Genomic DNA, 14,341 nt, shown 5'->3' with positions numbered 1-14,341 from the left:
AAAGCGGGGGAAGGAATCTAAGGAACTGTTACGAGTGATTTCATCAATGACTTCTCGATAAAGAGAAGGCGGGGGAATTATGTTCAGCATGCAGTTTTGGCGGCAGTCTCTTGTCGCGACGATCGCCTTGAGTGTGTTAGCCGTGTTTTCTTGGACACCTTTGGCTCACAGCCAAACCCATAGCACGCTACAGGTGGGAGCGACGGTCATTAAAACCTGTCAAGTCAGCCGCCCTGCCCAACCGCCAAGCCTGCGCAATGGCAACTACAGTTTGCAGACTGATTGTCTCCAAGCAACGCAAACAACTCCTGTGGGAAAAGTGGTACCGTTACCAGTTGAATGGGGACTGGTGGAGGATGCTAACCCCACACTGATGCGGCTAGTCACCTATTAGGCAGCCGGGGACGAAATTTTACCCGCATGGTTGAGGGGCCAATAGCAGGCGATCGCCCGACCAATGACATTCTCAAGGGGCAAAAATCCCCAGATATGGGAGTCATTGCTGTGGTTGCGGTTATCTCCCATAACAAAGAGCATATTCTCTGGCACTGTCACTGGGGAGAGCGTATAAACGGGTGGCTCAGCAATGTAGGGTTCTGCAAGGGGGCGATCGTTGACCCAAACTTGACCATCATGCACGGCAACCGTGTCCCCGGCGGTGGCAATCACTCGTTTAATGAGGGCTTGATCGGCGCGATAACCAAGGGCCTGCAAGAGGGGTGGGGTATAGAAGACAACAATATCCCCCGCTTGAGGCGATCGCTGGCGATAGGTGATCTTTTCCACCACAATGCGATCGCCTGGCCAAAGCGTTGGCTCCATAGACTCTGAGGGAATAAAGCGCGACTCCGCCACAAAAATACGAATCAGTAGCGTGATCAGCACAGCCACCCCAATCAGGAGGGCATTATTGCGTAGCGATCGCCAGCGGGAAGGGGAATTCGTTGCCGAAGCAGACATATAAGGGCAGATTTAGAGAAACCACCCTTTTTATGGTACCGGTTTCAGTAGACCGACTGATTACAAAGAGTGTGAATGGATAGCTCTGATTCGCCACTCCCCCCTCTCACAGAAGCCACGTTGTGGCAAATTCTCAATGATGAATTGGATGATGCTACGGTCAATCAGCTCCTGTGGCACTGCTTGGGCTATCGCTATGACGCCCACAGCCAAACTTGGCAGAGCGATCGCGTGCCTCCAGAATGGCGACAAGACTATCCCCAACCGCCAGACTTCATTGGCAGCCGCCCCGCCATCGTCAAGCTCACCCGCTCTATTCCCCCTGCCCACAAGCAACTTCTCAAGGAACAGTTGGGCTTTGCTGGCTATGAAATCAAGGAACTCAACCCCCGCCGTACGCGCCGTGCCACTGCGGTCAATTGGCTCCTGAGTTATATGGCCACTCAAGCAGAGACTGCGGTGAAATAACCTGCGGCCACCTCGATCGCCACTTGGCGGATGGCGCGATAGACTGCGGCCAGTTCTTGATCACTAATGCAGTAGGGGGGCAGGATATAGAGCGTATTGCCCAAAGGTCGCAGCAGCACACCTAACTCAATAAAGCGGCGGCGCAGTTGGGGCACAAGGTCACTAAAGTAGGAGGCCGCCGTCGCCAATTCCATGGCCGCGATCGTGCCACAGGTGCGAAATTGCTTGAGATTGCTGACATCGGCAAGATACTGCTGGTAACACTGCCAATGGCGCGCCTCTAGACCTTGGTAGGCTTCAGGTTTGGCAAGCAGCAATTGAAATGAAGCCACACTCGCGGCACAGGCCAAGGGATTGCCGGTATAGGAATGGCTGTGGAAAAAGGCGCGCGCCAGATCATCGGCATAAAAGGCTTGGTAAATGTCCTCAGTGGCCAATGTGACGGCAATGGGCAAGCAGCCTCCCGATAACCCCTTAGAGAGACAAAGGAGATCGGGTTGTGTCCCCGCTTTCTCACAGGCAAAGAGGGCACCTGTGCGGCCAAACCCCGTCATCACCTCGTCATAGACGACTAACACCCCATAGGCCTTGGCAATTGCAGAAAGGGCTTGCAAAAACGAGGGACGACACATGCGCATTCCCCCTGCCCCCTGTACGAGTGGCTCAATGAAGAGAGCGGCATAGGCATCGGGGTCTGCCTTCAGGGTATCCTCCAGTTGAGCGATCGCCTGTGCTTCCTTGGTCTCCACCTCTGGATCCCCCGCATAGGTTGCTGGGTAGGGCAGGATTGTTAAGGGGGGGAGCAGCGGTTGAAAGGGTTGCCACCACGGGGAACTTTGGCCGACAGTCATTGCCCCAAGGGTATCGCCATGGTACCCGCCGGCAAAGCCAATGAAGCGCGATCGCTGGGGTTGATCTCGCCGCTGCCAATACTGGTAGGCCATCTTCAGCGCCACTTCCACGGCGGTTGAGCCATTGTCGGAAAAAAAGACCCGTTGTAACCCCGCTGGCGTGTGGGCACACAGCAGTTGGGCAAGCTGCTCCGCTGGCTCATGGGTAAAGCCAGCAAAAATGACGTGCTCAAGGGTTTGTGCCTGCTCATAGAGCGCTTTAGCCAGCACAGGATGGCTGTGGCCATGGAGCGTCACCCACCAACTGGAAATGGCATCAATAATCTGACGGCCATCGCTCAGTTCAAGGCGAGCACCTTGGGCACGCACCACCTTCAGGGGCGGAGCCGCCGTTTTCATTTGTGTAAAGGGCTGCCAAATGGGGGAGTCAGTCATAGTTGCGATGGGCATCTAAGCGAGCAGCAAGGGTCGTAAAAATATCCTCGGGAATGGGACAGCGGAGCGATCGCGCCAAGCGTTTTTTTTGTTTGGCCACCTTGAGACACTCGGCAGTGGGACACAGATAGGCCGATCGCCCCATCCCCCGATCCAACTGCACCTTTTGATCGGGCCAGCAGCGCACGATTCGCCAAAACTCCGAGCGATCGGCCAAGCGGCCACAGGACACACAGCGGCGTTGGGGGACAGCCATCATCCCTAACTGGCAACTTGTTCTTCGAGGGCGGCCATGGCCAAGCGATCCTCCTCTTCATAGTTGTATTGGGAGCTATCGCGCACCTCAATTTTCCAGCCCGTTAGGCGAGTTGCCAAGCGCACATTTTGGCCTTCCTTACCAATGGCTTGGGAGACCTTATCCGGTGCCACAAGGACATGGGCAATGCGGGCTTCGGGGTTGATTAGCCGCACATCCTCTACCGGGGCGGGACTGAGGGAATTGGCAATATAGGTGGCTGGATCCGGCGACCAGCGGATCACATCAATTTTTTCCCCCCGCAGTTCATTCACCACTGCTTGAATGCGGGATCCCCGTGCCCCAATACAGGCACCCACCGGATCGACATCCCGCTCTAAGGTATCCACGGCAATTTTGGTGCGGGGGCCGACTTTATGATTCGGGGGATTGGCTTCGCGAGCAATGGCCACAATCCGCACCACTTCATCCTCAATTTCTGGCACCTCATTGGCAAAGAGATAGACCACCAAGCCAGCATCAGCACGGGAAACCTCCAATTGGGGGCCGCGCTGAGGTCCCTCTTTGACGCGCTTGAGATACACCTTGAATGTGGAGTTGGCGCGGTAGTTGTCGTTGGGAAGTTGTTCCCGTTTCGGCAGTTCGGCCTCCACTTCCGGTTGGCTAGCATCGCTGCGCACAGCCATAATCACCGATCGCCGCTCAAACCGCAGGACGCGCCCCATGAGTACGGTGCCCTCGAGGTCTTTGAATTCCTCTTGGACGAGGCGACGCTGTTGATCTCGCAATTTCTGCGCCAGCACTTGCTTGGTTTGCATGGCGGCCATGCGGCCAAATTCCTGATGGTCAGGGGTGACATCCAACAGCACCGTATCGCCGACACGGGCATCCTGCACCACCTCAATCACATCGGCAAGGGCAATTTCGCGATCGGGGTTCGCCACTGTTTCCGTAATCGTTTTGGTGGCCAAAACGCGGAAGCCCTCCTGCTCGGTGTCTAGTTCCACTTCAAAGTTGGCAAAGTGGTCTTCTTCAAAGTGACTATGATCCGGGCGCAGACTGCGGCGATAGCGTTCGTATCCCTTGAGCAGTGCTTCCTTGAGGGCTTGATGTACCGCGTGCTTGGGCAAATTCCGCTCTTGGCTGATTTCATTGATCATGGCCCGTAGGCCGGGTAAGCGATAGATGGTCATCGTCCGTTACAACCTCGTTCATTTAGTAGATCAACTGCTGCTAAGGCTCACTGCTGGGGGTGTACAGTTGGACACTGGCAATGAGTGAGCGGGGAATCGCCAGCGATCGCCCCCGTTGATTGAGATAGACATTCACCGCGTCACGGCGAATCAGGTTGCCCTCCCAAAGGGTTTTGCCCCGATGGGGTGCGGTGGTCGTGACCCGTACAGGAAAGCCACGAAAGGCATCAAAGTCGCGATCGCTACTCAAGTAATCCGACAGGCCCGGACTCGACACCTCGAGAACGTAGACAAACTCCAACTCTGGCAGCCCATCCAAAGCCATCTCCAGTGCCCGACTCAGCCGTTCGCAATCCTCTAAGCTGGTGTCATTCTCAGGATGGCGCACCTCCACCCGTAAAATCGGGGGCGATTGATGGGTCAGCCACTGCACACTCACCAGATCAAGGTGTTCTTGGTCGGCAACCTGCTGGGCAAGGGTTTGCACCACAGGCAACAGCATCTGTATCTGCATAGGAAATAAAAAAGGCGGGACATTGCCCACCACACCCAAACAATCTCAAAAAGTGACAGCCTCACTTCCCGAGGGGAAGGAGATTTTTGAACCGTTCAGGATAGAACGTTCATGGGTGCTGCCAATACACCACTCTTCTTGGCACTTAGTATAGCAGCTAACAGTGGGCGATCGCCACCCTGACCAACAGACCCGAGACGCTCCTAGCGATCGCTAAAATCACCATTCGTCAGTTCATCACCGTCGTAATCCTCTTCCCCCAGCTCCAAATCCTCCAAGACGGGATTCAAGAGCACTGCCATCTCCGCCTCATGGTGGGTGAGCCACTGACCTTGGGTGCGGAACCAGCGGGGCGGGTTAATGTAGCGAGCATAGTACCACGGGGGAGTAGTGGGCTGGCTAATTTCCGCCTGTACTCGAATTTTCTCACCCGCATAGTAGGCATCTTCGGGTTCCACTTCCAACCACACTTTTTGGCCGATGATTTCTTGGGGGAGCATCATAAGGGCAATTCCTCGGGGAACCTCACCATATCTCAATTTTATTCAGTTCTAACCCCTAGGGGAAAATGTTGCAGTTATTCACCATCCCCCACAACCAACGAGGGGTAGGGCTGCTGCCGTTTTGGATCTTCTAACTTCAGGGAAATCAAGCCAGCACAGAGGACAAAGACCATCGAAACCCACAGACAGCCGACAATGCCCCAAATTTGATAGATGAGGCCAGAGAGAACCGTTCCCGCTAGTCGCCCGCCGGAATTGGCCATGTAGTAGAAGCCAACATTCAAGGCCACCTTTTCATCATCGGTGTAGGCCAGCACCAAGTAGGAGTGGACTGCCGAATTCATGGCAAAAATCAAGCCAAAAAGGAGCAAGCCGCCAATAATGACGGCATTGGGATTCCAGTGGCTCATCAAGCCCAAGGCAATGACTGCTGGCACAATCGTCAGTGTAAACGTCCAAAACTGAATAGTGGCGGCTTGGGGAGGGCGACCGCGATTGATGTATTTCAACAGCAGGGGTGCCGAGGACTGGACACCTCCATAGCCAATGACCCACAGGGCGAGAAAGCCCCCCACTTCATAAAATGACCAGTTGAGAACACTTTGGAGATAGACGGGCAAACCCACCACAAACCAGACATCCCGCGCCCCAAAGAGGAAAAAGCGAGCAGCAGAAAGAATATTGATCTCCTTGCTCTTGGAAAAGAGTTGGCGAAATTTGATTTTCTTTTTGATCTGCCCCATCCCCCGTGGCAATAACAAACCGCTAAACAGGATCAAGATAAGCGCGATCGCCATGATCCACAGAGACGCTCTATAGCCCGCCAATGTCAGCAACACACTGCCAACAAAGAAACCCACCCCCTTGAGGGCATTTTTAGAACCCGTCAGAATCGCCACCCACTTAAAGAGCTGTGACTCTGCCTCCTGGGGCACCACTAAGCGAATAGCGCTCTTAGAACTCATCTTTGTCAGGTCTTTGGCCACCCCCGACATCGCCTGTGCCGCCATCACATAGGGCACCGCAAACCACAAAGGCCATTCTGGCGTTAGGGGCGTGAGCATGATCAGCGAGATCACCTGTAAACCAATGCCCGCGTAGAGGGTGACATTCAGCCCTAAACGGGAACCAATCCAGCCACCGAGAAAGTTGGTGACAATGCCAAAAATTTCATAGAAGAGAAATAGGAAGGCAATTTGCAGCGGTGTGTAGCCAATCTGGTTAAAGTAGAGCAGCACTAGCATCCGCAGTGCGCCATCGGTAATCGTGAACCCCCAGTAGGCGAGGGTAACAATCATATAGTTGCGGACCCTGGTGGACACAGCCATAGCAGACTCCTTAGGGCAACGTAGTGGCGACGTGACGAGCTAATTCGGCCATGCGATTGCTGTAGCCCCATTCGTTGTCGTACCATGCGAGAATTTTCACCTGCGTTTCATCCACAACCATTGTGGAGAGGGCATCGACAATGCTGGAACGGGGGTCGTTGCAATAGTCAATGGAAACAAGAGGGCGCTCCTCATAACCGAGAATTCCGTTGAGTTCCCCGGCGGCGGCAGCTTTAAGAGCTGCATTCACTTCGGCCACACTGGTGGGGCGGCTCACTTCAAAAACACAGTCGGTGAGCGACGCATTCAACAGGGGCACCCGTACCGCCAAGCCATTGAGTTTGCCTTGGAGTTCGGGATAAATCAGCCCAATAGCAGTGGCTGAACCCGTGGTTGTCGGCACAAGAGACATCAGACTAGAGCGGGCACGGCGCAAGTCCTTGTGGGGGGCATCCACCACTGTTTGCGTATTGGTGACATCGTGGATCGTGGTGATCAAGCCGTGGCGAATGCCAAGGGTTTCGTGAATGACCTTAACGACGGGGGCAAGGCAATTTGTCGTACAGGAGGCGGCGGTGAGCAAGTGGTGTTCTTGGGGATTGTAGAGATGGTCATTGACGCCCATGACAATGTTGAGGGCCTGTTCCTTGACGGGGGCAGCAACAATCACTTTTTTCACCCCAACTGCAAAGTAGGCCGCCAGTTGCTCAGCGGTACGGAATTTACCGGAGCATTCCAGAACAATCTCGACTCCTCGTTCTTGCCAAGGTACCTCTGCTGGGGTTTTTGCTTCCGAAAAGCTAATGATCTGATCGTTGATGGCGATCGCCCCCTCTTTGGCCTGAATGGCTTGGGGCCAGCGGCCATGCACCGAATCAAACTCTAGTAAATGGGCGGCAGCGGTTGTGCCTCCTTTAATCTCGTTAATGTGGCGAAACTCCAGTTCAGGCCAACCCCACGCGGCACGCAAAACCAAGCGACCAATGCGGCCAAAGCCATTAATGCCGATGCCAACGCCCATCGTTGCTGCTCCAGCGGGACATCCCTACGTTATTTCAAATAATCTTGAATTGTCAATCGCCAAAAATGATTCGCCAAGAGAATGGTCTTAAATGTGGGGGCAGGGGGTCTGACTCGGATCGTCCCAACAGTGGGGAATGGTTGGCTCAGGAATCGGCTGGGCAGGGGTACCAAAAACCATTTCGCAACTGTAGTCGCTAAAGTTGGGCGTCATCGTCAAGGGAATGCCAAATCGCTGCCGAAAGAATTGCTCCGTGGGCTTTTTGCACAGGTTCATGCACAGAGCCACGCATTGAGATTCAGCAAGATAGCGGCATTTTTGAATGCGCACGCCACTGTGTTGCCATTGGCGGGGTTGATTGGGGGGAATGACCTCGACCCAGTAGCGATCGCTGGCTCCCACTAACCAGCCCGTGAGGCGGGTGGCAAACCACGCATTCCACTCACAAACCCAGCGAGTCGGGCGAAAGAGTGTGCGTACCAAGGTGCTGATGAAGGGGGGAACTAACCGATCAAAGACGGTGGCCACGATAGCCTGCTGCTGCGCGGGCGATCGCCCCTGCTTCACTTGCCGTGTGATTTCAACAAAGCCAACGTAGTCGAATCGCTGTGGCTCAACCCCAATGACACTAGCGATCGCTCGAATCAACCGAGCCAAGCACCATCGCTCCAGCCAGTTGAGGGACTCAGGCGGCATCATCAAGATGATCGAGCACCTCAAGGGCAGCACGGCGAACGATTGCATCCGTTTCCTGTCCCAGTAGCAGATATAGGGCTTCCTGCACTTGGCGACGCTCTGCCCCCTTAGAGATGCGAGCTAATTGGCGAATAGCCACTAGCCGATGCAGCGGTTGCGGATGGGTGAGGTCAGCAAACCATTGGGACACCTGTTGGGTCTGATGCTGCTGTTGCAGTTGCCCCATGAGCGTCCCAAGCAGGGCAATGACGGCCACTAAAAGGATGCCGAGGATCACAAGCGCCACCACGAGCCATGGATCTGCGGTGTGTTGACCCAAATGCAGAAGGGTATAGGTACCCAAACAGGCCAGCAAACCCCCGACCACCGTAAAGGCGAAGGGATGGTGTAGCCATTGGGACATCTGTTGGCGCAGGTCTTGCCATAGGGTCAACAGTCGGCGTTGCCAGCGACTGAGGAGAAAAATCGTACCCACGCCACTCAGGGTGGCCACCATCAAAGGGCCATCGGTTTGCCACAGGAGAAGACCTGCCCCCAATCCGCCGATGACCAGCAAAAGACGCTCAGACAGCAGATTAAACACAAAAGATTTCCAGCGCAGTCGTTGCGATCGCGTCGCGTGCCCTTTGGCCAATCGCCTGTGGTGCAGCGGAGTTGAGCGCCGTTGAGGTTGCGGCAATGACCATTTTGCCCAAGAGGTAACCATAGGGTGGGTGTACTGCCAGTTGATGGCTTAATTTTACAGTAACTCTACGGGACAGCCCATCGGGACTAACTCGATTATCCTTTCCAGCGTAGGATCACCACTTCTTCGCGCAGTTGCTCCTTCGTGGCGCTGGCAAACCGTGTTCGGAAGAGATCTGTGCGCACAACCTCATAGCCAAGGGCTTGGGCAATGTCAGCCAATAACTGACCTGTGCGAATCATCACCCGCAAATAGGAGGCTTGATCACCCACGACGTAGGCCAATTGGGCATTGGGACGCAAGCGCGATCGCAGGGCAGCCAAGTGACGTGCCATGCCACCAAAATAGAGCTTTGTTACCCTGCTGTAGCGTCTCTCAAAGCCAGAGGTCTTGCCGAGTTCAATTCTGCGGCGTTCAATTTCAGCTGCTATCTCCTGAATTGCAGGATGGTTTTGAATCCACTGATCGTCGTCATCGGTTTTGTACACATTGCGCGTGTTGGAACGGATCAGACCCTTCTTGAAAGCTTGTAAATCCGCCTTGGTTTTGATAAAGCCCAAGACCACCGATTCGAGGCGGGTTGTTCTGGTGTAGTCCTTTTCATTGGGATACGGGGGTGAGGTGATCACCGCATCAACGGACTGCGGCGGCAATACTCGGTCAGGACATCTTGCATCCGCCAGATAGACGTGGGCAGGGGCATCATTTTGATTTTTGACCTGCCGCAAATCCTCCACCATTTCATCAATTTTGGCGAGCCAAGCACTAATCACTGGTGTATCAACTTTAGGCTTGCCAACACCCACTTCAGGGCCAAAGCGCAAATTACTCACGGCAAAAACCAGTATGTTGGCGATCGCCAGCAGTTGATGCCGATAGACCTGTTCTATTCTGTATTTCTCTAAGCAGTCAAGGAGTACCAAGACCTTGTGCAAGGGAATCGGGCTGATCGACCCCGTAAGGATGAGTTTATGTTGTTCTGGCGAGAGTTGGCGTAACGGTAGATCCGCAATATTCCCCTCAAAAGGCACCGAGTCCCCTATCCCTTGCTGCCGCAGGATGTCAAGGGCAAATTCTGCGATCTCACAGGAGTGACGGTAGAGTAAATCCGGATCAACATCCCAATCCGTCTTAACACACGTCGCAAAATGGGCAAATGGATTGGCTTCGGTACCCAATGAGGGGATTCCACACAACTTCGACTCAACCAGCGTTGTGCCTGTGCCACAAAAGGGGTCGAGGATGACATTCTCTGCATTCAAGCCAAAGTCTTCTATGTAGTCCCTCACAAGATGGGGCGGATAAGAGAGCACAAACCGATACCAGTCATGAAAGGCGCGGTCTTGCTCATCTATCCTGTTGATATTGCTATTGTCTTTGGGAACGGTTGTATCCTCAGAATGTTTTAGCAACTCAACTCCTGTGGCGATTTGCTCCTAATCCTCTAAGTCTATGAAAAATTGATTGCTTGGGCAGGGGGTTCACTTCACTGCTGAAAAAGCGGGCACTCTTTAGGCCTCTTCGCGTCGTTCCTGAGCCAATTGAGGTTGTTTAGGGCAGACGTTGAATCTCAGCGCGGAAGCCATTGACCTCCATAAAGGTACGCATTTCGTTGGCATTGGCCTCGTTTTGGAAACTGCCCACTTGTAGGGCGCGGCGCTGGCCAAGGGTAATGGGTATCACTTCGGGAACGAGCGATCGCAGGCGTTCTTGATTGGCCAGATCATCCTCCCGCAAATCCAAAACAATGACTCGAAACCGCGTTCTGGGGGCTATGGGAGCGAGTGTTGCCAAGTTTGCATCAGAAATGTCTGGTGGGGGCGGCAATTGATTCATCGCGCGATCGCGACCCACAAATCCCATCGGAATCGGGTCACTAGGCACCGGCAATCGTTCGAGGGAGTTGTCAAGCTGCTGCGGCGGTGGGGTGGGAATTGGCGCCGTACTCACCTCTGGGGGAGGCACAGGAATCGGGATGACGGTATTCACCTCTGGCGGTGGCACGGGGATGGGAATCGGTTCTGCCGCCAATACGGGCGTCCCCCAACCCATTAGGATCAAACATAGGTGACTCAACCACGGCTGGGAGTGAATGCTGAAACGGCTCATCAAAAACTTCATTGCGCTATCAACAATGCCGATGAACGGTGAACAGAACTGTGTTGATTCTTTTCTGTGGGGATCGGACGTGCTATGCAAAATTTAGCTCCCGGATTTGAGGGGCAACGCATCCGGCGGATTCTCGATGCCAACCTTGACCGTGCCCGCGAAGGTCTGCGGGTGATTGAGGAATGGTGCCGCTTTGGCCGCGAAGATGCTGCCCTGAGTGCAGAATGTAAAGATTTGCGCCAAACCCTTGGCCGCTACCATACCCCAGAGTTGCGGGCGGCACGACAAACGGATCAGGATCCGGGGACTGCTTTGCGTCATCCGCAGGAGCGCGATCGCCAGACCCTCGGCGAGGTGCTCACTGCTAACTTTGCCCGTGTCCAAGAAGCGCTACGAGTGATTGAGGAGTACGCGAAATTAACCGATACTGAGCTGAGTGACACCGCCAAAGCCCTCCGCTATCGCGTTTACATTCTCGAGCAAGCCCTGATCCTCAACCCGCGCCACGCTCGAGCGCAACGCCTGCAAGGGGCAAAGCTCTATCTGGTGACTGCCCCCAGCGATCGCCTGCTGGAAACCGTCGAAGCTGCTTTGAAGGGGGGACTGCCCCTTGTGCAATACCGCGACAAAACCAGTGATGATCACACCCGTCTAACCACGGCTCGCCAGTTACAAGCGCTCTGCCAACGCTACGGCGCCCTGTTTTTGGTCAACGATCGCGTGGATATTGCCGTGGGTGCCAATGCCGATGGTGTCCACCTCGGACAGACGGATATTCCCATGGAACTGGCTCGGCAAATTTTAGGGCGCGATCGCCTCGTGGGACGCTCGACCACCAATCCCCAAGAACTGGAGCGTGCCATTGCTGAAGGTGCCGATTATGTGGGTGTTGGGCCGATTTTTGCGACTCCTACCAAACCGGGTAAAGCGGCTGTGGGCTTTGACTATCTCCAATACGCCCGCAAACACGCCCCGATGCCGCAGTTTGCCATTGGCGGCATTGATCTCAGTAATATTGATGAGGTGGTCAAGGCCGGGGCGACTCAGGTGGCCGTTGTCCGCGCCATTATGGATGCGGCTGACCCAGAGGCAACCACCCGAGAATTATTACGACGCTTATCTCAAGGGGAACCATCATGACCTCGGCGGCTGAGATTACTGCTGCTGTGCGGCAACTGTACAATACCTATCCTTTTCCGCCGGAACCGCTCCTTGATGAGCCACCACCGGGGTACAACTGGCGCTGGTCTTGGCCGGCGGCCTATAGCTTTTGCACAGGACGCTATCCCTCCCAGTTGGACGTTGCCATTCTCGATGCTGGCTGTGGCACTGGTGTAGGAACGGAATATCTCGCCCATTTGAATCCGCAGGCAAAGATTACTGCGTTGGATCTCAGTGAGGGTGCTTTGGAGATTGCCCGCGAGCGCTGCCGGCGATCGGGCGCCACCAATGTCGAATTTCACCACCTGAGCCTAGAGGATGTGGCACAACTGGGGCAAAGGTTCCAGATGATTAACTGTGTGGGCGTGCTGCACCATCTGCCGGATCCGCAGCGGGGCATTCAAGCTCTCGCCGATGTTCTTGCTCCCGGCGGCATTTTGCACATCTTTGTTTATGGAGCCTACGGTCGCTGGGAAATTAAACTGATGCAGCAGGCCATTGCCTTACTTCAGGGGAGCGATCGCCACAACTATCGCGAGGGGGTGGCCATTGGACGGCAACTCTTTGCCGCATTGCCCCAGAACAATCGCCTGAAAAAGCGTGAGCAGGAGCGCTGGAGCCTCGAAAATCAGCGGGATGAATGCTTTGCCGACATGTACGTGCATCCCCAAGAAATTGACTACACGATCGCCAGCCTCTTTGACCTCATTGCTGCCTCTAGCCTAGAATTCGTCGGCTTTTCTAACCCTCAAGTTTGGCGGTTGGAGCGGCTATTGGGCAGCCAGCCAGAACTGTTGCACCGCGCACAGCACTTAGATCCGATCCAGCAATATCAACTCATTGAATGCCTTGACCCTGAGGCAATGACCCACTTTGAGTTCTTTTTGGCCAAGCCGCCGCTGCCCCGTCACGATTGGTCTGAGGATGCGGCTTTGCTGGTGGCTATTCCGTGGCGACACCCCTGCTTAGAGGGTTGGCCGGGGGTCTGTGTCTTTAACTGTCACTATGATGTGATTCAGCTCAATCAGGCTGAGCAGCAATTCTTGGCGGCTGCGACGGGTCAAAAAAACGTGGCTGAGTTATTAGCTGAGCAACCGGGCTTCAATCTTGCAGGGGTGCGATCGCTCCTTGAGCGGGACTTGCTTCTCTTAGGAGTAGAAGAATGACGGATCTACTGGAAACAGTCTCTGCCAGTGGTGCAGTCTATGATTGCAGTCATTGGGGGCGCCTACGCCTCACGGGGGGCGATCGCCTAAAGTTTTTGCACAATCAAAGCTCCAATAACTGTCTTGTCTTGCAACCCGGCCAAGGGGCAGATACGGTTTTTCTGACCTCGACGGCACGCACCCTTGATCTTGTCACCCTACTTGTTCATATGGAGTGGGTGGATCTACTGGTGTCACCGCAGCGCCGCGAGTTTCTCTTGAAATGGCTCGATAAGTACATCTTCTTTGGCGACGATGTGCAGGTGAGCGATCGCACTTCTGACAGTTACTGCTACCGAGTGTTCGGTGCCGTTTCGGATCAGATCGCTGACCAATTGGGTCTGCAACCGTTTTCCCAGCCCTACGCTCATGTGACTCTCACCTACGAAAACGCTCCCATAACCATTGCTGCCACCAGTGGCTTAGCGATTCCGGGCTTGACCCTTTGGAGCGATCGCCCCCTCACAGATCTCCTCAATGCCCATCTCCAACTGAATGATACCGACTGGGAACACCTACGCATCCGCCAAGGGCGACCCGCTGCCGAGGCTGAACTCACCGAAGACTATAACCCCCTCGAAGCCCGACTGGGGCATACGATTTCTTTCAATAAGGGCTGCTACATTGGCCAAGAGACGATCGCCCGCCTCAACACCTACCAAGGGGTCAAACAACATCTCTGGGGACTGGAATTGAGTGCCGTTGTTCCCGCCCCAACTCCCCTACTTTTGGAAGGGGAAAAAGTGGGTCTGCTCACCAGTTGTACGCCCCTAAATGGGGGTGCCTTTGGTCTAGGCTATGTGCGCACCAAAGTGGGCGGTGCCGGGTTAACCTTGCACACCCCAGAGGGCATCATTGCTCAAGTGGTTGAGGTGCCCTTCTTAAGAACTGTTGCCTAAAAATACTCTCAGCAGAGAATGCTATAATCCAATCGGTTCGTGCAGAAAATTTACTGA

17 protein-coding genes are annotated in these 14,341 nt (G+C 54.6%); 5 read left to right on the top strand and 12 right to left on the bottom strand.

The window, feature by feature from the left end:
- Nucleotides 1-79 precede the first annotated feature (79 nt).
- Nucleotides 80-394: a hypothetical protein gene (locus RHH27_RS07230; RefSeq protein WP_302677909.1), complete on the top strand. Its 315-nt coding sequence runs from the start codon at nt 80-82 to the stop codon at nt 392-394.
- Here the strand turns inward: RHH27_RS07230 and lepB are convergent.
- Nucleotides 391-960 (bottom strand): signal peptidase I, encoded by a 570-nt coding sequence (gene lepB, locus RHH27_RS07225; RefSeq protein WP_302677908.1) that lies wholly within the window; start codon nt 958-960, stop codon nt 391-393. The two genes, RHH27_RS07230 and lepB, sit on opposite strands and share 4 nt — an antisense overlap.
- Before the next feature lie 75 nt (nt 961-1,035).
- Between lepB and RHH27_RS07220 the strand changes: the two genes are divergently transcribed.
- The gene (locus RHH27_RS07220) at nt 1,036-1,428 is read left to right on the top strand and encodes a DUF1823 family protein (RefSeq protein ID WP_206199574.1); all 393 of its coding nucleotides are present in this window, start codon (nt 1,036-1,038) and stop codon (nt 1,426-1,428) included.
- On the opposite strand, the gene bioA is transcribed toward RHH27_RS07220, so the two are convergent.
- The 11 genes from bioA to RHH27_RS07165 all read right to left on the bottom strand — a co-directional run bounded on the left by bioA (nt 1,404) and on the right by RHH27_RS07165 (nt 11,019).
- Nucleotides 1,404-2,714 carry an adenosylmethionine--8-amino-7-oxononanoate transaminase gene (bioA, locus tag RHH27_RS07215; RefSeq protein ID WP_310742716.1) on the bottom strand — a complete coding sequence of 437 codons (1,311 nt, stop codon included), beginning with the start codon at nt 2,712-2,714 and terminating at the stop codon, nt 1,404-1,406. The two genes, RHH27_RS07220 and bioA, sit on opposite strands and share 25 nt — an antisense overlap.
- Nucleotides 2,707-2,973: a YlxR family protein gene (locus RHH27_RS07210; protein WP_149818242.1), complete on the bottom strand. Its 267-nt coding sequence runs from the start codon at nt 2,971-2,973 to the stop codon at nt 2,707-2,709. The genes bioA and RHH27_RS07210 overlap by 8 nt, the downstream gene beginning before the upstream one ends.
- 2 nt (nt 2,974-2,975) lie before the next feature.
- Nucleotides 2,976-4,163 carry a transcription termination factor NusA gene (gene nusA / locus RHH27_RS07205; protein WP_149818240.1) on the bottom strand — a complete coding sequence of 396 codons (1,188 nt, stop codon included), beginning with the start codon at nt 4,161-4,163 and terminating at the stop codon, nt 2,976-2,978.
- Between the two features lie 40 nt (nt 4,164-4,203).
- Nucleotides 4,204-4,665, bottom strand: coding sequence for a ribosome maturation factor RimP (rimP, locus tag RHH27_RS07200; RefSeq protein WP_302677906.1), 462 nt, complete (start codon nt 4,663-4,665; stop codon nt 4,204-4,206).
- 215 nt (nt 4,666-4,880) lie between these two features.
- Nucleotides 4,881-5,180 carry a hypothetical protein gene (locus RHH27_RS07195; RefSeq protein ID WP_302677905.1) on the bottom strand — a complete coding sequence of 100 codons (300 nt, stop codon included), beginning with the start codon at nt 5,178-5,180 and terminating at the stop codon, nt 4,881-4,883.
- Nucleotides 5,181-5,254: 74 nt separating this feature from the next.
- Nucleotides 5,255-6,508 carry an organoarsenical effux MFS transporter ArsJ gene (gene arsJ / locus RHH27_RS07190; RefSeq protein WP_302677904.1) on the bottom strand — a complete coding sequence of 418 codons (1,254 nt, stop codon included), beginning with the start codon at nt 6,506-6,508 and terminating at the stop codon, nt 5,255-5,257.
- A gap of 10 nt (nt 6,509-6,518) precedes the next feature.
- Nucleotides 6,519-7,529 carry an ArsJ-associated glyceraldehyde-3-phosphate dehydrogenase gene (locus RHH27_RS07185; RefSeq protein WP_206199569.1) on the bottom strand — a complete coding sequence of 337 codons (1,011 nt, stop codon included), beginning with the start codon at nt 7,527-7,529 and terminating at the stop codon, nt 6,519-6,521.
- 87 nt (nt 7,530-7,616) lie between these two features.
- On the bottom strand, nt 7,617-8,228 hold the full coding sequence (locus RHH27_RS07180) for a DUF4033 domain-containing protein (protein WP_302677903.1): 612 nt from the start codon (nt 8,226-8,228) through the stop codon (nt 7,617-7,619).
- Nucleotides 8,215-8,931, bottom strand: coding sequence for a hypothetical protein (locus tag RHH27_RS07175; RefSeq protein WP_302677902.1), 717 nt, complete (start codon nt 8,929-8,931; stop codon nt 8,215-8,217). The genes RHH27_RS07180 and RHH27_RS07175 overlap by 14 nt, the downstream gene beginning before the upstream one ends.
- 74 nt (nt 8,932-9,005) lie before the next feature.
- Nucleotides 9,006-10,322 carry a DNA methyltransferase gene (locus tag RHH27_RS07170; RefSeq protein ID WP_302677901.1) on the bottom strand — a complete coding sequence of 439 codons (1,317 nt, stop codon included), beginning with the start codon at nt 10,320-10,322 and terminating at the stop codon, nt 9,006-9,008.
- 139 nt (nt 10,323-10,461) lie between these two features.
- Nucleotides 10,462-11,019 (bottom strand): hypothetical protein, encoded by a 558-nt coding sequence (locus RHH27_RS07165; RefSeq protein ID WP_302677900.1) that lies wholly within the window; start codon nt 11,017-11,019, stop codon nt 10,462-10,464.
- Nucleotides 11,020-11,103: 84 nt separating this feature from the next.
- On the opposite strand from RHH27_RS07165, the gene RHH27_RS07160 reads away from it, so the two are divergent.
- The 3 genes from RHH27_RS07160 to RHH27_RS07150 are packed head-to-tail and all read left to right on the top strand — an operon-like array spanning nt 11,104 to nt 14,284.
- Complete coding sequence (locus tag RHH27_RS07160) at nt 11,104-12,159, top strand: thiamine phosphate synthase (protein WP_206199565.1); 1,056 nt, start codon at nt 11,104-11,106, stop codon at nt 12,157-12,159.
- A complete protein-coding gene (locus RHH27_RS07155; RefSeq protein WP_302677899.1) occupies nt 12,156-13,346 on the top strand; it encodes a bifunctional 2-polyprenyl-6-hydroxyphenol methylase/3-demethylubiquinol 3-O-methyltransferase UbiG in 1,191 nt (396 codons plus the stop codon). Before RHH27_RS07160 ends, RHH27_RS07155 begins: the two co-directional genes overlap by 4 nt.
- On the top strand, nt 13,343-14,284 hold the full coding sequence (locus RHH27_RS07150; protein WP_302677898.1) for a folate-binding protein YgfZ: 942 nt from the start codon (nt 13,343-13,345) through the stop codon (nt 14,282-14,284). The genes RHH27_RS07155 and RHH27_RS07150 overlap by 4 nt, the downstream gene beginning before the upstream one ends.
- Nucleotides 14,285-14,341 lie beyond the last annotated feature (57 nt).

The organism is Thermosynechococcus sp. PP555, from assembly GCF_031583225.1.
Lineage (GTDB): Bacteria > Cyanobacteriota > Cyanobacteriia > Thermosynechococcales > Thermosynechococcaceae > Thermosynechococcus.
This window is presented reverse-complemented; position numbering and strand designations above follow the sequence as displayed.